At 69.4% G+C, this 17,194-nt stretch carries 12 protein-coding genes; 7 read left to right on the top strand and 5 right to left on the bottom strand.

Translation table 11 applies throughout. The annotated features are described in order from the left end of the window. Nucleotides 1-42 precede the first annotated feature (42 nt). The 4 genes from AC0NZN_RS08305 to AC0NZN_RS08290 all read right to left on the bottom strand — a co-directional run bounded on the left by AC0NZN_RS08305 (nucleotide 43) and on the right by AC0NZN_RS08290 (nucleotide 7,584). Nucleotides 43-1,056 carry a LacI family DNA-binding transcriptional regulator gene (locus tag AC0NZN_RS08305; RefSeq protein ID WP_474591818.1) on the bottom strand — a complete coding sequence of 338 codons (1,014 nt, stop codon included), beginning with the start codon at nucleotides 1,054-1,056 and terminating at the stop codon, nucleotides 43-45. Between the two features lie 202 nt (nucleotides 1,057-1,258). Continuing rightward, the gene (locus tag AC0NZN_RS08300) at nucleotides 1,259-3,748 is read right to left on the bottom strand and encodes a beta-glucosidase (RefSeq protein WP_474591817.1); all 2,490 of its coding nucleotides are present in this window, start codon (nucleotides 3,746-3,748) and stop codon (nucleotides 1,259-1,261) included. Between the two features lie 141 nt (nucleotides 3,749-3,889). After that, nucleotides 3,890-4,891: a LacI family DNA-binding transcriptional regulator gene (locus AC0NZN_RS08295; RefSeq protein WP_474591816.1), complete on the bottom strand. Its 1,002-nt coding sequence runs from the start codon at nucleotides 4,889-4,891 to the stop codon at nucleotides 3,890-3,892. A 50-nt stretch (nucleotides 4,892-4,941) separates the two neighbouring features. Further along, nucleotides 4,942-7,584: a family 78 glycoside hydrolase catalytic domain gene (locus AC0NZN_RS08290; protein ID WP_474591815.1), complete on the bottom strand. Its 2,643-nt coding sequence runs from the start codon at nucleotides 7,582-7,584 to the stop codon at nucleotides 4,942-4,944. Nucleotides 7,585-7,833: 249 nt separating this feature from the next. Between AC0NZN_RS08290 and AC0NZN_RS08285 the strand changes: the two genes are divergently transcribed. The 3 genes from AC0NZN_RS08285 (at nucleotide 7,834) to AC0NZN_RS08275 (ending at nucleotide 11,071) form a co-directional block, all read left to right on the top strand. Beyond that, complete coding sequence (locus tag AC0NZN_RS08285; RefSeq protein ID WP_474591814.1) at nucleotides 7,834-9,162, top strand: ABC transporter substrate-binding protein; 1,329 nt, start codon at nucleotides 7,834-7,836, stop codon at nucleotides 9,160-9,162. 71 nt (nucleotides 9,163-9,233) lie between these two features. Beyond that, on the top strand, nucleotides 9,234-10,166 hold the full coding sequence (locus tag AC0NZN_RS08280; RefSeq protein ID WP_474591813.1) for a carbohydrate ABC transporter permease: 933 nt from the start codon (nucleotides 9,234-9,236) through the stop codon (nucleotides 10,164-10,166). Nucleotides 10,167-10,234: 68 nt separating this feature from the next. After that, entirely contained in the window at nucleotides 10,235-11,071 is an 837-nt protein-coding gene (locus AC0NZN_RS08275) for a carbohydrate ABC transporter permease (RefSeq protein WP_474591942.1), read from the top strand. A 25-nt stretch (nucleotides 11,072-11,096) separates the two neighbouring features. Here AC0NZN_RS08275 and AC0NZN_RS08270 read toward each other — a convergent pair whose 3' ends face one another. Next, nucleotides 11,097-11,879, bottom strand: coding sequence for a nucleotidyltransferase domain-containing protein (locus AC0NZN_RS08270; protein ID WP_474591812.1), 783 nt, complete (start codon nucleotides 11,877-11,879; stop codon nucleotides 11,097-11,099). Between the two features lie 164 nt (nucleotides 11,880-12,043). On the opposite strand from AC0NZN_RS08270, the gene AC0NZN_RS08265 reads away from it, so the two are divergent. The 4 genes from AC0NZN_RS08265 (at nucleotide 12,044) to AC0NZN_RS08250 (ending at nucleotide 17,142) form a co-directional block, all read left to right on the top strand. After that, nucleotides 12,044-12,445: an L-rhamnose mutarotase gene (locus tag AC0NZN_RS08265; RefSeq protein ID WP_474591811.1), complete on the top strand. Its 402-nt coding sequence runs from the start codon at nucleotides 12,044-12,046 to the stop codon at nucleotides 12,443-12,445. Continuing rightward, nucleotides 12,438-13,604 carry an L-rhamnose isomerase gene (rhaI, locus tag AC0NZN_RS08260; protein WP_474591810.1) on the top strand — a complete coding sequence of 389 codons (1,167 nt, stop codon included), beginning with the start codon at nucleotides 12,438-12,440 and terminating at the stop codon, nucleotides 13,602-13,604. The genes AC0NZN_RS08265 and rhaI overlap by 8 nt, the downstream gene beginning before the upstream one ends. Before the next feature lie 80 nt (nucleotides 13,605-13,684). Next, a complete protein-coding gene (locus tag AC0NZN_RS08255) occupies nucleotides 13,685-15,739 on the top strand; it encodes a bifunctional aldolase/short-chain dehydrogenase (RefSeq protein WP_474591809.1) in 2,055 nt (684 codons plus the stop codon). Continuing rightward, complete coding sequence (locus tag AC0NZN_RS08250) at nucleotides 15,736-17,142, top strand: rhamnulokinase (RefSeq protein WP_474591808.1); 1,407 nt, start codon at nucleotides 15,736-15,738, stop codon at nucleotides 17,140-17,142. Before AC0NZN_RS08255 ends, AC0NZN_RS08250 begins: the two co-directional genes overlap by 4 nt. The last annotated feature ends 52 nt before the right edge of the window (nucleotides 17,143-17,194 follow it).

The raw sequence follows: 17,194 nt of genomic DNA, 5'->3' as shown, positions 1-17,194 counted from the left end.
GCCGGCGTCCTGTCTCCAGTATCCCGGGTAGCCGCTCCCGCCTCAGTCCAGGCGTCGCGTCGAGGTGCGCACCCGCAGTTCCGGAAGGAACACCTCGCTGACGGCGACGGCTCGACCGGAGAACCGCTCGAGCAGGAGCTCCGCCGCCCGCGCACCCATCCGATCGCCCGGCTGATGGACCGTCGTGAGGCCGAGCGCGGGATGCGCCGCCATGGGCACATCGTCGTATCCGACGATCGAGAGCTCCCGCCCGGCCTCCGCGGTCGCACGCATGGCCCCGATGGCCAGCTCGTCGTGCGCGGCGAAGACCGCAGTCACCTGGTCATCGGCGGCCAGCGCGTCCCGCACCGCTTCGTATGCCGCCTGCTGGCCCTCGTCGGTGCGCCAGACGTCGATGTCCTCGACGTGCCCGGCCTGCTGCATCGCCGCGATGTACTCGCGCAGTCGCACGCCGTGAGGCAGCGTCTCCCCCGGATCCGACTCGAGGAGCGTCAGATGCGCGATGTGCGAGTGGCCGAGTTCGAGCAGATGCGTCATCGCGGCGCGCGTGCCGATGACGTCGTCGACAGCCACACTGTCGTAGGCCTCCGACGCGTCCGGACGGCCGAACATCACCACAGGCATTCCCTCCGCCACCCGTTCCAGCGCTGCCTGGTCGACCCGCGGTGACACGGCGATCACGCCGTCCACCTGCCGATCGACGAGCGCCTCGATCGCGCGCAGCCCCTGCCGCGATCCGGGTTCGGCGGGTGCGAGTACGAGCTGATATGGCGTATCGCGAAGCACCTGCATGACGCCATCGAGCATCCGGGTGAAGAACTGATTGCCGAGGTCGGGGATCTCGATGCCGATCGTGAACGTCTTGCCCCGCATCGCGCGCGCGGCCACGCGCGGCCGATAGTCCAGCTCGAGCATCGCGGCCGTGACCCGCTCGCGCATGCCGTCACTGACGCCGTAGGCGTTGCGGAGCACCTTGGACACGGCCGCGCGGGACACGCCGGCGGCCTGGGCGACATCCATGATCGTCGGGGACCGCCGCACGGAGCCATCCGTCATCGCAGCTCCTTGCAGTGAGACACCACGGGGATTCCTGCCACCTCTCGGGCACGGGATCGACACTTCCGCCGCCGAGCCTAGCCAGGGGCGAGGCGTCACGCATGACCGCGTCCGCAGCCGCGCCGGCGACGAGCGCTCGCCGGGACGGGACACGGTCGGGGGAGAGGGCCCGCATCGGCGCTCTCCCCCGACCGCCTGTGACTCATCGGTTGAACTGCGTGACCCCGCTCACGTTCCCGGAGTTGTCGATCGCGCGGAACGACACCACGCTCTTGGAATCGATCTGCAGAGGCCCGGTGTACAGGGTCCAGGCCGACGCATCCTGCTTGTTCTTCGCGATCGAGTACTCGATGCGGGCCAGACCACTGAGCTCGTCGGATGCGGCGACGACGAGCTCCTGCCGCTGGTTCACAGTGACGGACGTGATCGTCGGTGCCACGCGGTCGACGAAGACGGTCGTCGTGAGCGGCAGATCCCGCGAGGAGGATCCGACCGAGAAGCCATAGCTGCCGTCGGCGACGACCCACTTGTGGCCGTTCGCGTCCCACGTCGAGAACGGCTGGCTGCTCGCCGTCGAGTCGATGACGACCGTGACCTGCCTGCTCTCGCCCGCCGCGAGCTGCACGCGGTCGAAACCGACCAGTCGCTTGCCGGGCTCGCCCGTGGCCGCTGGGAGCGTCAGGTACACCTGGGGCACCTCGGCACCGCCCCGGTCACCGGTGTTCTTCACCGTGAAAGACACCGTGGAGACGACCTTGCCCGTGGTCGCGTCGTGAGACTGCTGCACGTCGAGACCGCTGTAGGCGAAGGTGGTGTACGAGAGCCCGTAGCCGAATGCGAAGAGCGGGTCGATGCTCTGCTGGTCATACCAGCGGTAGCCCACCTGCAGTCCCTCGGTGTAGTTCACCTGACGGATCTCGCTCGTGCCGGCCGGCCGTGTGGTCGTTCCGTTGGAGAAGATGCCCGGGTACCGCGCGGGGTCGCTTCCCGTCGGCGTGTCGGCGACAGCTCTCGGAAACGTCATCGGCAGCTTGCCCGAGGGGTTGACATCGCCCCACAGGATGCCGGCCAGCGCCGGCCCCATCTGCTGCCCGGAGTACCAGGCCTCGATGACACCGGCGGTCTTGCCGAGCCACGGCATGACGACAGCGGAGCCGGTGTTGAGCACTGCGATCGTGTGCGCGTTGGCCGTCGCGACCGCGTCGATCAGCGCGTCGCCGTTGCCCTGCAGGTTCAGGTTGGCCAGGTCGCTGAATTCTCCCGTCTTCTGGTAGCCGAAGACGATCGCGACATCCGCCGATGCGGCGAGTGCCGCGGCGGACGCGACATCCGTTCCCGCGTTGTAGGTCACGCTCGCACCCGCCGCGGCAGCCCGATCCGTGATCGCCTGCAGCGCCGACACGACGTTCTCGCAGGTCATGGTGCCGCCCGTGGTGCTGGCGCCCATGCTGCAGACGGTCTTCGCGCTCACGCCGCTCGCGGCGGTCGCCGCGGTCGCGCCGATGACGGCGATCTTCGCACCGGACCCGGCCGTGAGCGGAAGCACTCCCGAGTTCTTCAGGAGAACCGCGCTCTCCTGCGCGCCCTGCAGCGCATTCGCGACGTGATCCGGCGTCGAGGCGTTCGCCGCGGCCGACGTGGGGATCGGGTTGTCGAAGACCCCGTGCCGGATGTAGGCCGTGATGACCCGTTTGGCTGCTTCGTCGACCCGCGCCTGAGTGATCTGACCCGCTGCGAGAGCCTGGTCCAACAGGGTCGGGGTGTAGAACTTGGGACGGTTCAGTTCCTGATCAAGGCCCGCGTTCAGCGAGGCAGCCGTCGAATGGACGGCACCGAAGTCGGACATGACGTAGCCCTGGAGTCCGACCTCGTCCTTCAGATCGCTCGTAAGGATCGGGTTCTCGCAGGCATACGCGCCGTTGATCTGGTTGTACGAGCACATGACGCTCGCCGGGTCGCTGTCTTTCACCGCAATCTCCACGGGCAGGTCGTAGACCTCGCGCAGGGTGCGCTCGTCGACGATCGACGAACTCGTCTGACGGTCGAGCTCCTGCTCGTTCGCGACATAGTGCTTGATGTCCGCCATGACACCCGGCACGCTCTGGAGTCCGTCGATCGACGACGCGGCGAGCTTGCCACTGAGGAGCGGATCCTCACCGAAGTACTCCGGCGTGCGGCCGGCGAGAGGTGTGCGGCTTCCGGAGATGCCAGGTCCCAGGACGCCGTTCTTGCGCTTGTTGAACGCCTCGTTCCCGATGTCCGCGGCGCGCTGTCGGGTGAGACCCAGGTCCCACGTCGCGGCATACGCGATCGGCGCCGGGTACGCGGTCACCCCGGCCGTCGACCGGACGCCATCGGGACCGTCGGTGTAGACGACCGTCGGCGTGCAGTCGACCTGGGCAGGGTAGACGACGGTGGAGAACGTGGTCTGCTGAGGCGAGTTGGCTGCCTGCTCATCGAGCCAGCGGTACTTCTGGTACTGCGAACTCACGTCCAGCAGCGCCTGGGCGCGGTCGGCGGCGCTCTTCGTCTTGTCCATCCACGGGACGCTCGAACAATCGAGCGCGGCAGCCGGCGTCGCAACCGCGACGGTGCCGGCCCCGGCGATGAGCGTCACACCCAGAAGCAGCGCGGCGCTGCGACGCCGTCTGCGTCCGGTCCAGCGCGTGCGGAGGTGGTCGGAGAAAGTCATCGGCGGATCCCTCTTCCTTGAAGGTGTCGATCGCGTGGACCGATCTACGTCGTGTAGATCGCTCTACATTGACGCCTGCGGGATCACGGTGTCAAGGGGTTGCGCCCACGCGCTCCGCGACGATGCACCGTCAGGAGACGCTCACCCGGCGGTCGACTGCCTCGCGACGAGCTCAGGCCGGAAGCGCACGTGCCTCTCGCCCGACGCATCGTCGAGCTCCTTCATGAGCAGGTCCACCGCCGTGTACCCCAGGAGGTGCGCGGGCTGGCGCACCGAGCTCAAGGGGACGGTCGTGGACGCGGCGAAGTCGATGTCGTCGTAGCCGATCAGCGCGATGTCGCCCGGCACCGTGATGTCGGGGGCGAGGCTGAGCGCCTGCAGGACGCCCACCGCGAGCAGGTCGTTCGCGGCGAAGACCGCGTCCGGGCGATCGGCCGCGGCGCGGGCCGCGATGGCCTCGCCCGCCGTGCGGCCGTGGAGGACCGTCAGCGCCGCGGTCTCGATCACCTCGAGCACGGCACCGGGCACCTCGCCAACGGCGCGTCGAGCACCCTCGAGCCGGTCGGACACCTGCCGGATCGACGGCGGCCCCGCGACGAACGCCAGGCGCCTGCGTCCCTGCGCGAGCAGGTGCGCGGCGGCGAGGTAGCCGCCCTCGACGTCATCCACCGCGACGGAGACGAAGCGTCCGTCGCCGATCTCGCTGTCGACGAGGATCACCGGGATGCCGGCATCCTGAACCCGCTGCAATCGCGGCACGTCGCTCGAGGCGGGGGTGATGAGCACGCCGTTGACCCGCTGCTCCCGGAAGAGGTCGAGGTACCCGTCCTCGCGGTCGGCGTTCTCGTCGCTGTTGCCGACGAGCACCGACATGCCCTCCTCCGCGGCGCGCGCCTCGGCGCCGCGGACGACCTCGGCGAAGAACGGGTTGCCGACGTCCAGCACGACGATGCCGATGCTGCGACTGCGACCCGCGCGCAGCTGGCGCGCCGCGTCGTTGCGGACGAATCCCAGCTCGTCGATCGCCTGCATGACCCGCTCGACCGTCGCCGGCGCGACCTTGGCCGGCCGGTTCAGCACATTCGAGACGGTCCCCACCGAGACGGCCGCAGCGGCTGCGACGTCCCGTACGCTCACTCCCACGTCATCCCCTCCCGTGCGCTACACCATACCGGCGACCGGTGCACCGCGATTCAAGGGCGCGCAAGCCTCGGGTCCGTGACGCGGATGCGGTGACGCCCGGCGCCGAGCTCGTCGGCTGGGCCGCCTCCGTCCACCTCGACAGTGGACCGCGCGGTGACCGGCAGGTCCAGCAGCGCGCGCGACCCGAACGGGATCTCCACCTCGGCCTCGAACGCGTCGTCCGTGGCGGTCCACGAGATCGAGAGCGTGCCCAGGCGCGTCTCGATCGAGGCCTCCGCACGCTCGAGTCCGACCGCGGGTCGCGGCGCGATGCGCACCGTGCGGTAGCCGGGCTCGGCAGGCTCGAGACCCGCCACCGTCCGGTAGACCCAGTCGATCATCGCGCCGTAGGCGTAGTGGTTGAACGACAGCATGCTGTCGCCCTCCTTGGTGTCCATCGCACCCGAGTGGATGGACCCGTCGAGGAGGATCGCATCCCACCGCTCCCACACCGTGGTCGCTCCGCGGTCGACCTGGTACAGCCATGAGGGAGCGTCCCGACGCAGCAGCATGCGGTACGCCTCGTCCAAGTACCCGGCGTGCGACAGGGCGAAGAGCACCAGCGGCGTGCCGAGGAACCCGGTCGAGATGCGCCCGTCCGTGCGCCGCACATCCTCCGCGAGCGCGGCGGCGATCCCGTCACGACGCCCCGCGGGTGCGATGCGGAACTCGAGGGCGATCGCGGCGCCCGTCTGGGTGGTGACGGCCTCCTCACCCCACGCCTCCCACGTGCCGGCGGCGACGCGATCGGCGAGCTCGTCCATCTCGACGGCGCGCTCGGGGTCTCCGACGATCCGCTCCGCCCGCGCCAGCAGCCGCGCGGACTGAGCGTAGAACGCGTTCGCGACGTAGTCGCTCGACACCTTGGCCTGCCAGGGGCGGTCGCCCGGCGCATCCGGATCGAGCCAGTCGCCGTATTGGAAGGGCAGCGTCGGCAGCACGACGCCCTCTCCCGCGCGCCGGCGCAGCGTGTCGACCCACCGGCGCATGCTGCCCAGCTGCCGGGTCAGCACCTCGGCGCTGCCGTACGCGTCATAGACGGCGAGCGGCACGATGGTGGCGGCATCCGCCCACCCGGCGAGTCCCATGCCGTCCTCCTCGCGACCGCCCATGTGCATGTCGCCGGGGCCGATGATGTTCGGGACGACGGATGCGACGCCCCCGTCGTCGGTCTGGTCGATCTCGAGGTCGCGCAGCCACGAGATCCAGAAGGTCTCGGCATCCATCAGCGTGCTCGCGGTCGGCGCGAACGCCTGCGCGTCGCCCGTCCAGCCGAGGCGCTCATCGCGCTGCGGGCAGTCGGTGGGCAGCGACACGAAGTTGTCGCGCTGCGACCAGAAGACGTTCGAGTGGAACTGGTTCAGCGCCTCATGCGAGCTGCGGAAGCTGCTGCGAACCGGAAGGTCGCTCGAGACGGCGATCGCCGTGGCGGACACGACCTCCGCGCCCTCGATGTCGGCGTAGCGGAAGCCGTGGAAGGTGAAGACGGGCTCGAGCACGTGCTCGCCGTCGCGGTCGAGCACATACCGGTCGACCGCCTTCGCCGTGCGCAGGGCCGCCGTGTAGAGGTCGCCGTTCTTCGGATCGAGGATCTCGGCGTGCCGGACGGTGACGGTGTCGCCGGCCGTGCCGCGTACGGTGGCCCGCACCCAGCCGCTGATGTTCTGGCTTGCGTCGAGCCGGGTCGCGCCGTTGTGCGCGGTCGCCGCCATCGGCAGCTCGGCGACCACCCGCACGGGCGGCGCGACGCGCGGCTCGAAGACGGTCGGGTCGGCCGGAATGACGGATGCCGCCGCCCAGGCGGAGTCGTCGAAGCCGGGCTCGTGCAGGCCCTCGGGCGTCTCGCGCAGGTCGACGGTCGTCCCGTCGTAGAGCGACGCACCGCGGACGGCGCCGAAGCCCCCGCGCCACGACTCGTCGGTCGCGACGGTGACACCGCGCTCGGTCTCGAGCTGGGCGAGGGCGCCGGAACGGTCGCCGTAGATCTCGGTGCGGTTGGCGAAGCCGAAGCGACCTCGGTACCAGCCATCGCCCACCGCGAGCACGATGACGTTGGGGCCGGCCCGCACGACGTCGGTCACGTCGATCGTGTCGATGAGGACGCGGCTCTGGTACGAGGTCCACCCGGGCGTCAGCACGTTGCTCACCTTGACGCCGTTGACCCAGGCGTCGACGAGACCGAGCGCCGAGAGCCGCAGACGGGCATGAGCGGGCGCCTCGCTCAGGGTGAATTCGCGGCGCAGCAGCTGAACCGGGCCTTCGATCGGGGTCGGGATGCCGATCACCTGCGCGGCGAGGCCGGCGCCGGCGAGGCCCGCCTCGACCGTGAGCGTGTCGCTCCAGGCGGACCAGCCGGCCTCGGTCGCGACGCGCACGGAGAACCCGCGACGCTCTCCCGGGGCGAGGTCGCCGGCCGGGACGCCGATCGATGCGCTGCCGGCGACCGGCTCGTGCTCGCGGAGGGGGTCGCCGATCGGCGCATCTGCGAGCTGGTAGCCCACCTGGCGGATGGATGCGGCGGGATCGTCGGCCTCGATGCGCCAATCGAGGCGCAGGCCCTTCGCCGGGACGCCGAGAAGATCGCCGTACTGCGACCGCAGCCCGGTCACGCGGGTGGTGGAGTCGACCGTCGAGAGGTCGGGAAGAGCGGGCATCGTTGATCCTTCCGGGAAGCGCCATCGCATTCCCGCCCCCATCCTGAAACGATTCATGCAACGATGTCAATCGCGCGCACCGCCACGGCGACAGCGTTACCGATTCGTGATGAAGCGTTTCAATTCCACCCTTGACCATCCGGGCCCCTCCGCGTACGGTGGGCGTCAGTTGAATGGTTTCAATAGCCCTCGACAGCAAGACATACCCGAATCGGCGGAATGGACCGCCGACTTACAAGGAGGTACGGGATGAACAGCTCCCCCACGCGGAAAGTGGTCGTCGCCACCGCGGCGCTCGCCGCACTCGCGCTTCCCCTCGCGGCCTGCAGCGGCGGCTCGGGCGGCAGCAGCTCGGGCGGCAAGGTGCAGATCAGCTACCTGACCCAGAACGACGCCGCCAACACCGCCCAGGGCAAGGCCCTGATCCAGGCGTTCGAGAAGAAGTACCCGAACATCACGGTCAAGATGGACACCCAGCCCGGCGGCACCCAGGGCGACAACCTGATGAAGACGAAGCTGTCGACGGGGTCGATGGACGACGTGTTCCACTACAACTCCGGCTCGCTGTTCCAGGCGCTGAACCCGAAGACCACGATGGCCGACCTCTCGAACGAGGCCTGGGTGAAGGATCTCGACAAGAACTTCAAGGAAGTCGTCTCCGCCGACGGCAAGGTCTACGGCGCACCGGTCGGGACGTCGTTCGCCGGCGCGATCCTCTACAACAAGAAGATCTACGACAAGCTCGGACTCTCGGTGCCGACGACCTGGGACGAGTTCATCTCGAACAGCGAGAAGATCAAGGCGTCCGACCCGAACGTCGCCCCCATCCTGCAGTCCTACGGCGACACCTGGACGAGCCAGCTGCTCGTGCTCGGCGACTTCGCCAATGTCGCGAAGCAGGACCCGAAGTGGGCCGACAACTACACGAACAACAAGGGCGACGCGAAGTACGTCAACCAGCCCGCCTTCGCCGGCTTCGAGCACACCGCCGAGATCAAGGGCAAGGGGCTCGTCAACAAGGACTTCGCCTCGATGACCAACGCGCAGGCGATGGATGCCCTGGCCAAGGGCGAGGGCGCGCAATATCCGATGCTGTCCGCCACGATCGCCACCGTCGAGCAGAACGAGCCGGATGCCGTCAACGACATCGGCGTGTTCGCCATCCCGGCCGCCAACGCCTCCGACACCTCGCTCACGATCTGGGAGCCCAACGGCGTCTACATCTCGGCGAAGACCGCCGGCGACAAGCTGGATGCGGCGAAGAAGTTCGTGGCGTTCGTCAACTCGCCGGAGGGCTGCGACGTGCAGAACAAGACGGGTGCCGCGTCGGGCCCGTACTCGATCTCGTCGTGCACGCTGCCCTCGGACGTTCCGGCGCTGATCGGCGACATCCAGAAGTACATCTCGGACGGCAAGGCGAGCCCGGCCCTCGAGTTCCTCTCGCCCATCAAGGGCCCGAACCTGGAGACGATCCTCGTCGCCGTGGGTTCCGGCATCACCTCCGCCAAGGACGGCGCCGCGCAGTACGACGCCGACGTGAAGAAGCAGGCCCAGCAGCTCGGCATCAAGGGCTGGTGAGCCCGACCTGATCGGGAGCGCAGGGGCCGGCGGCGCAGGTCGCCGCCGGCCCCTCTTCACGAAGGAGTGACATGACAACCGCAATCGCCCCCACGGGCACCGTCCGAGGGGACAAGAAGGCCGAGCGCTCGGCGAAGAAGCGCAAAGGCATCCGCAGCCCCTACCCGTCCTGGTTCTACATCCCGGCGGCCGTGCTGTTCCTCATCTTCTTCGCGGTCCCGACGTTCGCATCGTTCTACTTCTCGCTGACGCGGTGGACCCTGTTCACCCAGCAGTTCATCGGCCTCGACAACTTCGTCCAGTTCTTCCAGGACCCCGCGCTGTCGCAGGCGTTCGTCAACACGTTCATCTACGGATTCGTCACCTCCGGCGCAAAGGTCGTCCTCGGCCTCGCCCTCGCGCTGCTCCTGACGAGCCCGGTCCTGGGGCGCGGATACCTGCGAGCCGTGGTGTTCTTCCCCGTGCTGGTGTCGACCGTCGGCGTCGGCCTCACCTTCAAGGCCCTGCTCGACCCGTTCCACGGACCGGTGAACGCGTTCCTCGGCTTCCTGCACCTCCCGCAGCCTGGCTGGTACACGGATCCGAACCTGGCGCTGCTGACGATCGCGGGCGTCGACATCTGGAAGGGGGTGGGCATCGCCACGCTCATCTTCATGGCCGGCATCGTGGCCATCCCGTCCGAGTACTTCGAGGCGGCCCGCGTCGACGGTGCCCACGCGTGGCAGGTGTTCCGCAACATCACCCTGCCACTGGTCCGACCGGCGATGGGCACGGTCATCATCCTGTCCCTCATCGGCGGCCTGCGCTCGTTCGACCTCATCTGGGCCATGACCAATGGCGGCCCCGGCTTCTCCAGCGACGTCATCGCCTCGGTGATCTACAAGGAGTACCAGGCGGGCTTCTTCGGCCTGTCCACCGCGGGCAACGTCATCCTGTTCATCGTCGTCACGGCGGTGATGTGGCCGGTCTCGTGGTTCCTCAACAGAAGGGAGGCGGAGCTGTGAGCGTCACCCGGGCAATCACCACCGCCGACATCGACGGCCTTCCCAAGCTCAAGGGCGACCGCCGTCCGATGACCGCGCGCCGGTTCGCGCGCAAGTACCTCGTGGGGATCATCGCGATCCTCGTGTCGTTCGTCGTGTTCCTGCTGCCATTCGCCTTCATCGTGCTGCAGGCCGCCAAGGATCCGCGCGAGGCGGGCCTGATGGCCTTCAGCCTCCCCACGAACTGGCAGTTCTTCGAGAACCTCTCCACCGCCGTCCAGTACAACGACTACCAAGTCGCGTGGGCGTTCATCAACACGGTGATCATCACCGTCTTCAGCGTCGCGATCATGGTCGTGCTCGCGGCGATGGTCGGCTATGTGCTGCAGCGCAAGAAGTCCCGGTGGAACCCCCTCGTCAACTTCATGCTCCTCGCCGCGCTCATCGTGCCTCCCGCCGTCGTGCCGACGATCTGGGTGCTGCAGGGCATCGGGCTCTTCAAGACGCTTCCCGGCATGATCCTCATCGAGGCGACGTTCGGGCTCGCGTTCGCCGTGCTCCTGTTCCGCGCCTTCGTCGCCACGATCCCGCGCGAGCTGGACGAAGCGGCCATCATCGACGGGGCGGGCCCCATGCGGCTGTTCTTCCAGGTGATCCTGCCGCTGCTTCGCCCTGTCGTCGTGACCATCATCGTCGTTCAGTCGGTGTTCGTCTTCAACGACTTCCAGGGACCGCTGTACTTCCTCCCCGGAAGCGACACCCCGACCCTGCAGCTCGGCCTGTACAACTTCCAGAGCCAGTCGGTCAGCCAGTTCAATCTGCTGTTCATGTACATGCTGCTCATCACGATCCCGCCGCTGATCATGTACATCTTCTTCAACCGGCAGATCGTCGCAGGCATGACGAGCGGCGCAGTCAAGGGATGACCCCGTGCCGCCCTCAGCGTCGCCGTCAGGAGAACTCGACGGGTACCCCACCGCGGAGCCACGCGAGCTCGTTGTCGCGGATGAAGGTGGAGAGCGCCTCATCGCCGTCCATCCCGTCGGCGAGCCAGTCGTCGAGCAGGCGCAGCAGCGGCTCCGCCGTCGCCGTGCCCGGCTCCATCACCGCTCGGTCCCACGCGTCGACGAACCCGTCGGGCGAGGGGACCGAGCGGACGAGCCGCGACACGTACTTCGGCCCCTGCATCAGGACGCGTGCCCTCGCGAGAGCGGCACGTGCCGCCGCGAGCGTCAGGTGGACCGCCGCGTGGCGAACCAGGAACGCGTCGCCGTGCTCGGCGCCCTGCCGCAGGAAGTAGCCGCCGTAGAGGCGGGCCTGCGCCACGTAGGAGCGCACACGGTCGTCCCACACATCGTCGGAGAGCTCCGGGATGCGGCGCACGACCGCGGCGATGCCATCCTGTCGCGAGAAGGCGACCTCGGCACCCTGGAACGAGGCCCGCGTCGGATCGTCGCCCCGCTCCGCGGCGGCCTCGAGGCACCCCGGGGACGCCAGCTTGATGTCGATGTACGACCCGGGGTAGTCGGCATCCCGCCGCTCCACCCAGGCGAAGCGGTCGGCGGCCGTCTCCTGCGCGAAGCGCTCGTCGGAGACGACGAGGTAGACGTCGACGTCCGAGTCGGGGCGCGCCCGGCCGTGCGCCACGGAGCCGACGAGCACGACCGCGATCACGTCCGGATCGTCGCGCACCGACTCCACGTATGCCGCCAGCGCCCTCCGCTGCTGCTCCATCCACGCCTCCTCGCACCGCGTCGTCCCGGGCGTGCGCGCCCGTCGGATGAAACGTTATACCGCGGCTTGACGAATCGGTCGCGGACCCCTATCGTTGAAACGATTCATTCTCCATCGGCGCAGACGCCGACGGAGACCGCGAACGACCGGCGAGAGGTGCGACGATGACGACGACGTCACCGCAGCGAGTGTGCTTCGAGCTCCGCGTCCGCCCCGACCTGATCGACGAGTACGTCGAGCGGCACCGAGCGGTCTGGCCCGAGATGCTGGACGAGATCGCGGCCGCCGGCCGGCGCAACTACACGATCTTCCTCGGCGACGAGGGGCGCCTCATCGGCTACTACGAGACCGACGACGACGAAGCGGCCCGGGCGTACCTCGCGGACTCCGCGGTCGCCGCCCGCTGGGAGGCCGAGATGGCCCCCTTCTTCGCGGGCCTCGGCGGCCGCCCCGACCAGGACGCCCCCGTCCTGACCGAGATCTTCCACCTCGCGGACCAGCTGGCCGCGGCATCCGACTCCCCCCAGAGCACCACGACCACACGAGAAGGCGACGCACATGGCTGACCTCACCCCTGACCACCTCGCCGCACTGGAGCAGCAGGCCATCGAGCTCCCCAGCTGGGCGTTCGGCAACTCCGGCACCAGGTTCAAGGTCTTCTCGACGGCAGGCACACCGCGCGACCCGTACGAGAAGATCGCGGATGCCGCCCAGGTCAACGCCTTCACGGCCCTCGCCCCGTCGGTGGCTCTGCACATCCCGTGGGACATGGTCGACTCGTTCGACGACCTGCGCAAACATGCCGAAGACCTCGGCGTCAGCCTCGGCACGATCAACTCGAACACGTTCCAGCACGACGAGTACAAGTTCGGCGCCCTGACGCACGAGGACGACCGGATCCGCCGGAAGGCCATCGACCACCACCTCGCGTGCATCGACGTCATGAACGCCACCGGCTCGCGCGACCTGAAGATCTGGCTCGCGGAGGGCTCCAACTATCCGGGCCAGAACGACCTGCGCGCCCGCCAGGACCGCCTCGCGGACTCGCTGCGCACGATCTACGACCGGCTCGGCGACGACCAGCGTCTCGTGCTCGAGTACAAGTTCTTCGAGCCGTCGTTCTACCACACCGACGTTCCGGACTGGGGCACGTCGTACGTGCAGGTCGCCGCGCTCGGTGAGAAGGCGATGGTGTGCCTCGACACCGGCCACCACGCCCCCGGCACCAACATCGAGTTCATCGTGATGCAGCTGCTGCGCCTCGGAAAGCTCGGCTCGTTCGACTTCAACTCGCGCTTCTACGCCGATGACGACCTCATCGTCGGGGCCGCCGACCCGTTCCAGCTGTTCCGCATCATCGACCAGGTGATCCGCGGCGGCGGCCTGAACAACCCCGACGTGGCCTTCATGCTCGACCAGTGCCACAACCTCGAGGCGAAGATCCCGGGCCAGATCCGCTCCGTCCTCAACGTGCAGGAGATGACGGCGCGGGCCCTGCTCATCGACCACGCGGCGCTCGCCGCCGCGCAGACGGCCAACGACGTGCTCGCCGCGAACGCGGTGCTGATGGATGCCTTCTACACCGACGTGCGGCCCGCCCTGGCCTCCTGGCGCGAAGAGCGCGGCCTTCCCGCCGACCCGATGGCCGCCTACGCCGCCTCCGGCTACCAGCAGCGGATCGAGGCCGACCGCGTGGGCGGCGTCCAGGCCGGCTGGGGCGCGTAACACAGACCCACCGGGGAGGTCGCGCCCGATCTCGCCCTTCCCGGTGTTCCACTTCGACCCGAACGACAAAGGACCACCCCATGACGCACTCGATGGTCAGCGCGAACCCGACGGCCGGCGACCTCGTCGCGCGCAGCAACCGCCTGGGCGCCGACCCCCGGAACACGAACTACGCCGGCGGCAACACGTCCGCCAAGGGCACCGCGATCGATCCGGTCACCGGCGAGCCGGTCGAGCTGCTCTGGGTGAAGGGCTCGGGCGGAGACCTCGGCACCCTCAAGCCCGAAGGCCTGGCCGTGCTGCGCCTGGACCGGATGCGCGCCCTTGTGGATGTCTACCCGGGGGTCGACCGCGAGGACGAGATGGTCGCGGCGTTCGATTACTGCCTGTTCGGCACGGGCGGCGCTGCCCCCTCGATCGACACCGCCATGCACGGGCTGGTGGATGCGGCGCACGTCGACCACCTCCACCCCGACTCGGGCATCGCGATCGCGACGGCGGCCGACGGTGCGGAGCTCACCCGGCGGATCTTCGGCGAGAAGGTCGTGTGGGTGCCGTGGCGGCGGCCCGGATTCCAGCTGGGTCTCGACATCGCGGAGATCAAGGCGAAGAACCCGCAGGCGATCGGCACGATCCTCGGCGGCCACGGCATCACCGCCTGGGGCGACACCAGCGACGAGGCCGAGCAGAACTCACGCTGGATCATCGCGACCGCCGAGGCCTACATCGCCGAGCATGGGAAGGCCGAGCCCTTCGGCCCGGTGCGCGCCGGCTTCGAGGCTCTGCCCGAGGGCGAGCGGCGCGCGAAGGCCGCGGCCCTGGCCCCGACGATCCGCGGGCTCGCGTCGACCGACAGGCCGATGGTCGGCCACGTCACCGACAGCGACGTCGTGCTCGACTTCCTCGCGTCGCAGAAGGCGCCCGCGCTCGCCGAGCTCGGCACGAGCTGCCCCGACCACTTCCTGCGCACGAAGGTCAAGCCGATGATCCTCGACCTGCCCGCCGCGGCGACGGTCGAGGCATCCATCGCCCGCCTGAAGGAGCTGCACGAGCAGTACCGCGCCGATTACACGGCCTACTACGAGGCGCACGCGGATGCCGACTCCCCCGCGATGCGCGGCGCCGACCCGCTGATCGTCCTCGTGCCCGGGGTGGGCATGTTCTCGTTCGGCGCGAACAAGCAGACCGCCCGCGTCGCCGGCGAGTTCTACGTCAACGCGATCAACGTCATGCGCGGCGCCGAGGCGTTGTCGACGTACACGCCGATCTCCGACGCGGAGAAGTTCCGCATCGAGTACTGGGCCCTCGAGGGGGCGAAGCTGCAGCGGATGCCGAAGCCGAAGACCCACCAGGGCCGCATCGCGTTCGTCACCGGGGCCGCCTCCGGCATCGGCAAGGCCATCGCCACCCGCCTCGCGGCCGAGGGCGCGTGCGTCGTTGTCGCCGACCTCGACCTCGAGAAGGCGCAGGCGGCCGCCGCGGAGCTCGGCAGCACCGACGTCGCCATCGGCGTGGCGGCGAACGTGGCGGACGCCGAGGGCGTGCAGGCGGCGATCGACGCCACGCTCCTCGCGTTCGGCGGCATCGACCTCATCGTCAACAACGCCGGCCTCTCGCTGTCGAAGCCGCTGCTGGAGACCACCGAGAAGGACTGGGATCTGCAGCACGACGTCATGGCCAAGGGCTCGTTCCTTGTCTCGAAGGCCGCCGCTCGCGCCTTGATCGACCAGGGGATGGGCGGGGACATCATCTACATCTCGTCGAAGAACAGCGTGTTCGCCGGCCCGAACAACATCGCGTACTCGGCGACGAAGGCCGACCAGGCGCACCAGGTGCGTCTGCTCGCGGTCGAGCTCGGCGAGCACGGGGTGCGCGTGAACGGCATCAACCCCGACGGCGTCGTCCGCGGCTCGGGCATCTTCGCCTCCGGCTGGGGCGCGAACCGTGCCGCGACCTACGGCGTCAAGGAAGAGGACCTCGGCCAGTTCTATGCGAACCGCACGATCCTCAAGCGCGAGGTCGTGCCCGAGAACGTCGCCGACGCGGTCTACGTGCTCACCGGCCCCGAGCTCAGCCGCACGACCGGCCTGCACATCCCCGTGGACTCCGGCGTCGCCGCCGCCTTCCTCCGATGAATGCGCGGGGCGGGACCGTCGCGGCGATCGACCTCGGCGCGACCAGCGGCCGGGTCATCGTCGGCCGCGTCGGCGCGGACACCCTCGAGACAGCGCAGGTCGCACGGTTCCCGAACACTCCGGTGCAGACGCCCGACGGGCTGCACTGGGACATGCTCTCGCTGTACGCGGGTGCCACGAACGGGCTGCGCGAGGCCTTCCGCGGCAACGCCGATATCGCGAGCATCGGCATCGACGCATGGGCGGTCGACTACGGTCTCCTGCACGGCGGGCGCCTGCTCGGCGAGCCCTTCCACTACCGCGACGCCCGCACGTCCACGGGTGTGGAGCGCGTGCACGAGCGGATGCCGCACCCCGACCTGTTCGCCCGCAACGGCCTGCAGTTCCTGCCCTTCAACACCCTGTATCAGTTCGCCGCGGAGGATGCCGACGTCCTGGCCTTCGCGGATACCGCGCTGCTCATCCCCGACCTCATCGGGTACTGGCTGACCGGCGTCGCGCGGGCCGAGCGCACGAACGCCTCGACGACCGGACTGCTGCGCTCAGGCGAGTGGGACGACGAGCTCGCGCGGGCGCTCGGCATCCCCCGTCGCATCCTTCCCGCGTTGATCTCGCCCGGCGAGGCGCTCGGCGCGCTGCGCCCCGAGCTGGCCGCCGATCTCGGCGGCAGCGCCACCGTGACCGCGGTGGGGTCGCACGACACGGCGTCCGCCGTGGTCGCCGTCCCGATGCGACCGGATGCCGCGGCCTACATCTCGTGCGGCACGTGGGGCCTGGTCGGCGTCGAAGTGGAGCGGCCGGTGCTGTCCGACGCCGCCCGCGACGCGGGGTTCACGAATGAAGGCGGCGTCGACGGGCGCGTCCGCCTGCTGCGCAACGTCATGGGACTGTGGGTGCTCAGCGAGACCGTGCGCACGTGGGAGCGCGACGGTCAGGCGATCGACCTGTCGGCGCTGCTCGCGGAGGCGGCCGAGGTGCACGCTCCGCTGCTCGACGTCGACGACCCGCGGTTCCTCCCGCCGGGCGACATGGTCTCGCGCATCGACGCGTGGTTCGCCGAGCGCGAGATGCCCGCCCCGCGCACACGCGCCGAGTACGCCCGCAGCATCGTGGAGTCCCTCGCACAGGCCTTCGCGGATGCCGCAGCCGACGCCGGCCGGATCGGCGGGGTCGATGTGCGCACGATCCACATCGTCGGCGGCGGGGCGCTGAACGCGCTCCTCTGCCAGCGCACGGCCGACCGGTCGGGTCTGCCTGTGGCGGCAGGCCCGGTCGAGGCGACGGCGCTCGGCAACGTCCTGGTGCAGGCGCGGGCGGCCGGCTTCGTCGACGGATCGCTCGACGCGCTGCGCGACCTCGTGGCCCGCACCCACGAGCCCGCGGTCTTCCTGCCGCGCGCCTGATTCGCCGCCTCACCGTCGCGGGCCGCAGGGCAGGTGCGTGACCGGCGACGAG

It is taken from the genome of Microbacterium sp. sgz311019, assembly GCF_056135325.1.
Note: the sequence above shows the minus strand (reverse complement) of the source record. Positions and strands in the feature narration are given on the sequence as shown.

What these genes read in the sequence shown, in the direction of transcription:
- AC0NZN_RS08305 (WP_474591818.1), bottom strand. Translation starts at nt 1,056, where the DNA reads ATGACGGATGGCTCCGTGCGGCGGTCCCCGACGATCATGGATGTCGCC.
- AC0NZN_RS08300 (WP_474591817.1), bottom strand. Translation starts at nt 3,748, where the DNA reads ATGACTTTCTCCGACCACCTCCGCACGCGCTGGACCGGACGCAGACGG.
- AC0NZN_RS08290 (WP_474591815.1), bottom strand. Translation starts at nt 7,584, where the DNA reads ATGCCCGCTCTTCCCGACCTCTCGACGGTCGACTCCACCACCCGCGTG.
- AC0NZN_RS08285 (WP_474591814.1), top strand. Translation starts at nt 7,834, where the DNA reads ATGAACAGCTCCCCCACGCGGAAAGTGGTCGTCGCCACCGCGGCGCTC.
- AC0NZN_RS08280 (WP_474591813.1), top strand. Translation starts at nt 9,234, where the DNA reads ATGACAACCGCAATCGCCCCCACGGGCACCGTCCGAGGGGACAAGAAG.
- AC0NZN_RS08275 (WP_474591942.1), top strand. Translation starts at nt 10,235, where the DNA reads ATGACCGCGCGCCGGTTCGCGCGCAAGTACCTCGTGGGGATCATCGCG.
- AC0NZN_RS08270 (WP_474591812.1), bottom strand. Translation starts at nt 11,879, where the DNA reads ATGGAGCAGCAGCGGAGGGCGCTGGCGGCATACGTGGAGTCGGTGCGC.
- AC0NZN_RS08265 (WP_474591811.1), top strand. Translation starts at nt 12,044, where the DNA reads ATGACGACGACGTCACCGCAGCGAGTGTGCTTCGAGCTCCGCGTCCGC.
- rhaI (WP_474591810.1), top strand. Translation starts at nt 12,438, where the DNA reads ATGGCTGACCTCACCCCTGACCACCTCGCCGCACTGGAGCAGCAGGCC.
- AC0NZN_RS08255 (WP_474591809.1), top strand. Translation starts at nt 13,685, where the DNA reads ATGACGCACTCGATGGTCAGCGCGAACCCGACGGCCGGCGACCTCGTC.
- AC0NZN_RS08250 (WP_474591808.1), top strand. Translation starts at nt 15,736, where the DNA reads ATGAATGCGCGGGGCGGGACCGTCGCGGCGATCGACCTCGGCGCGACC.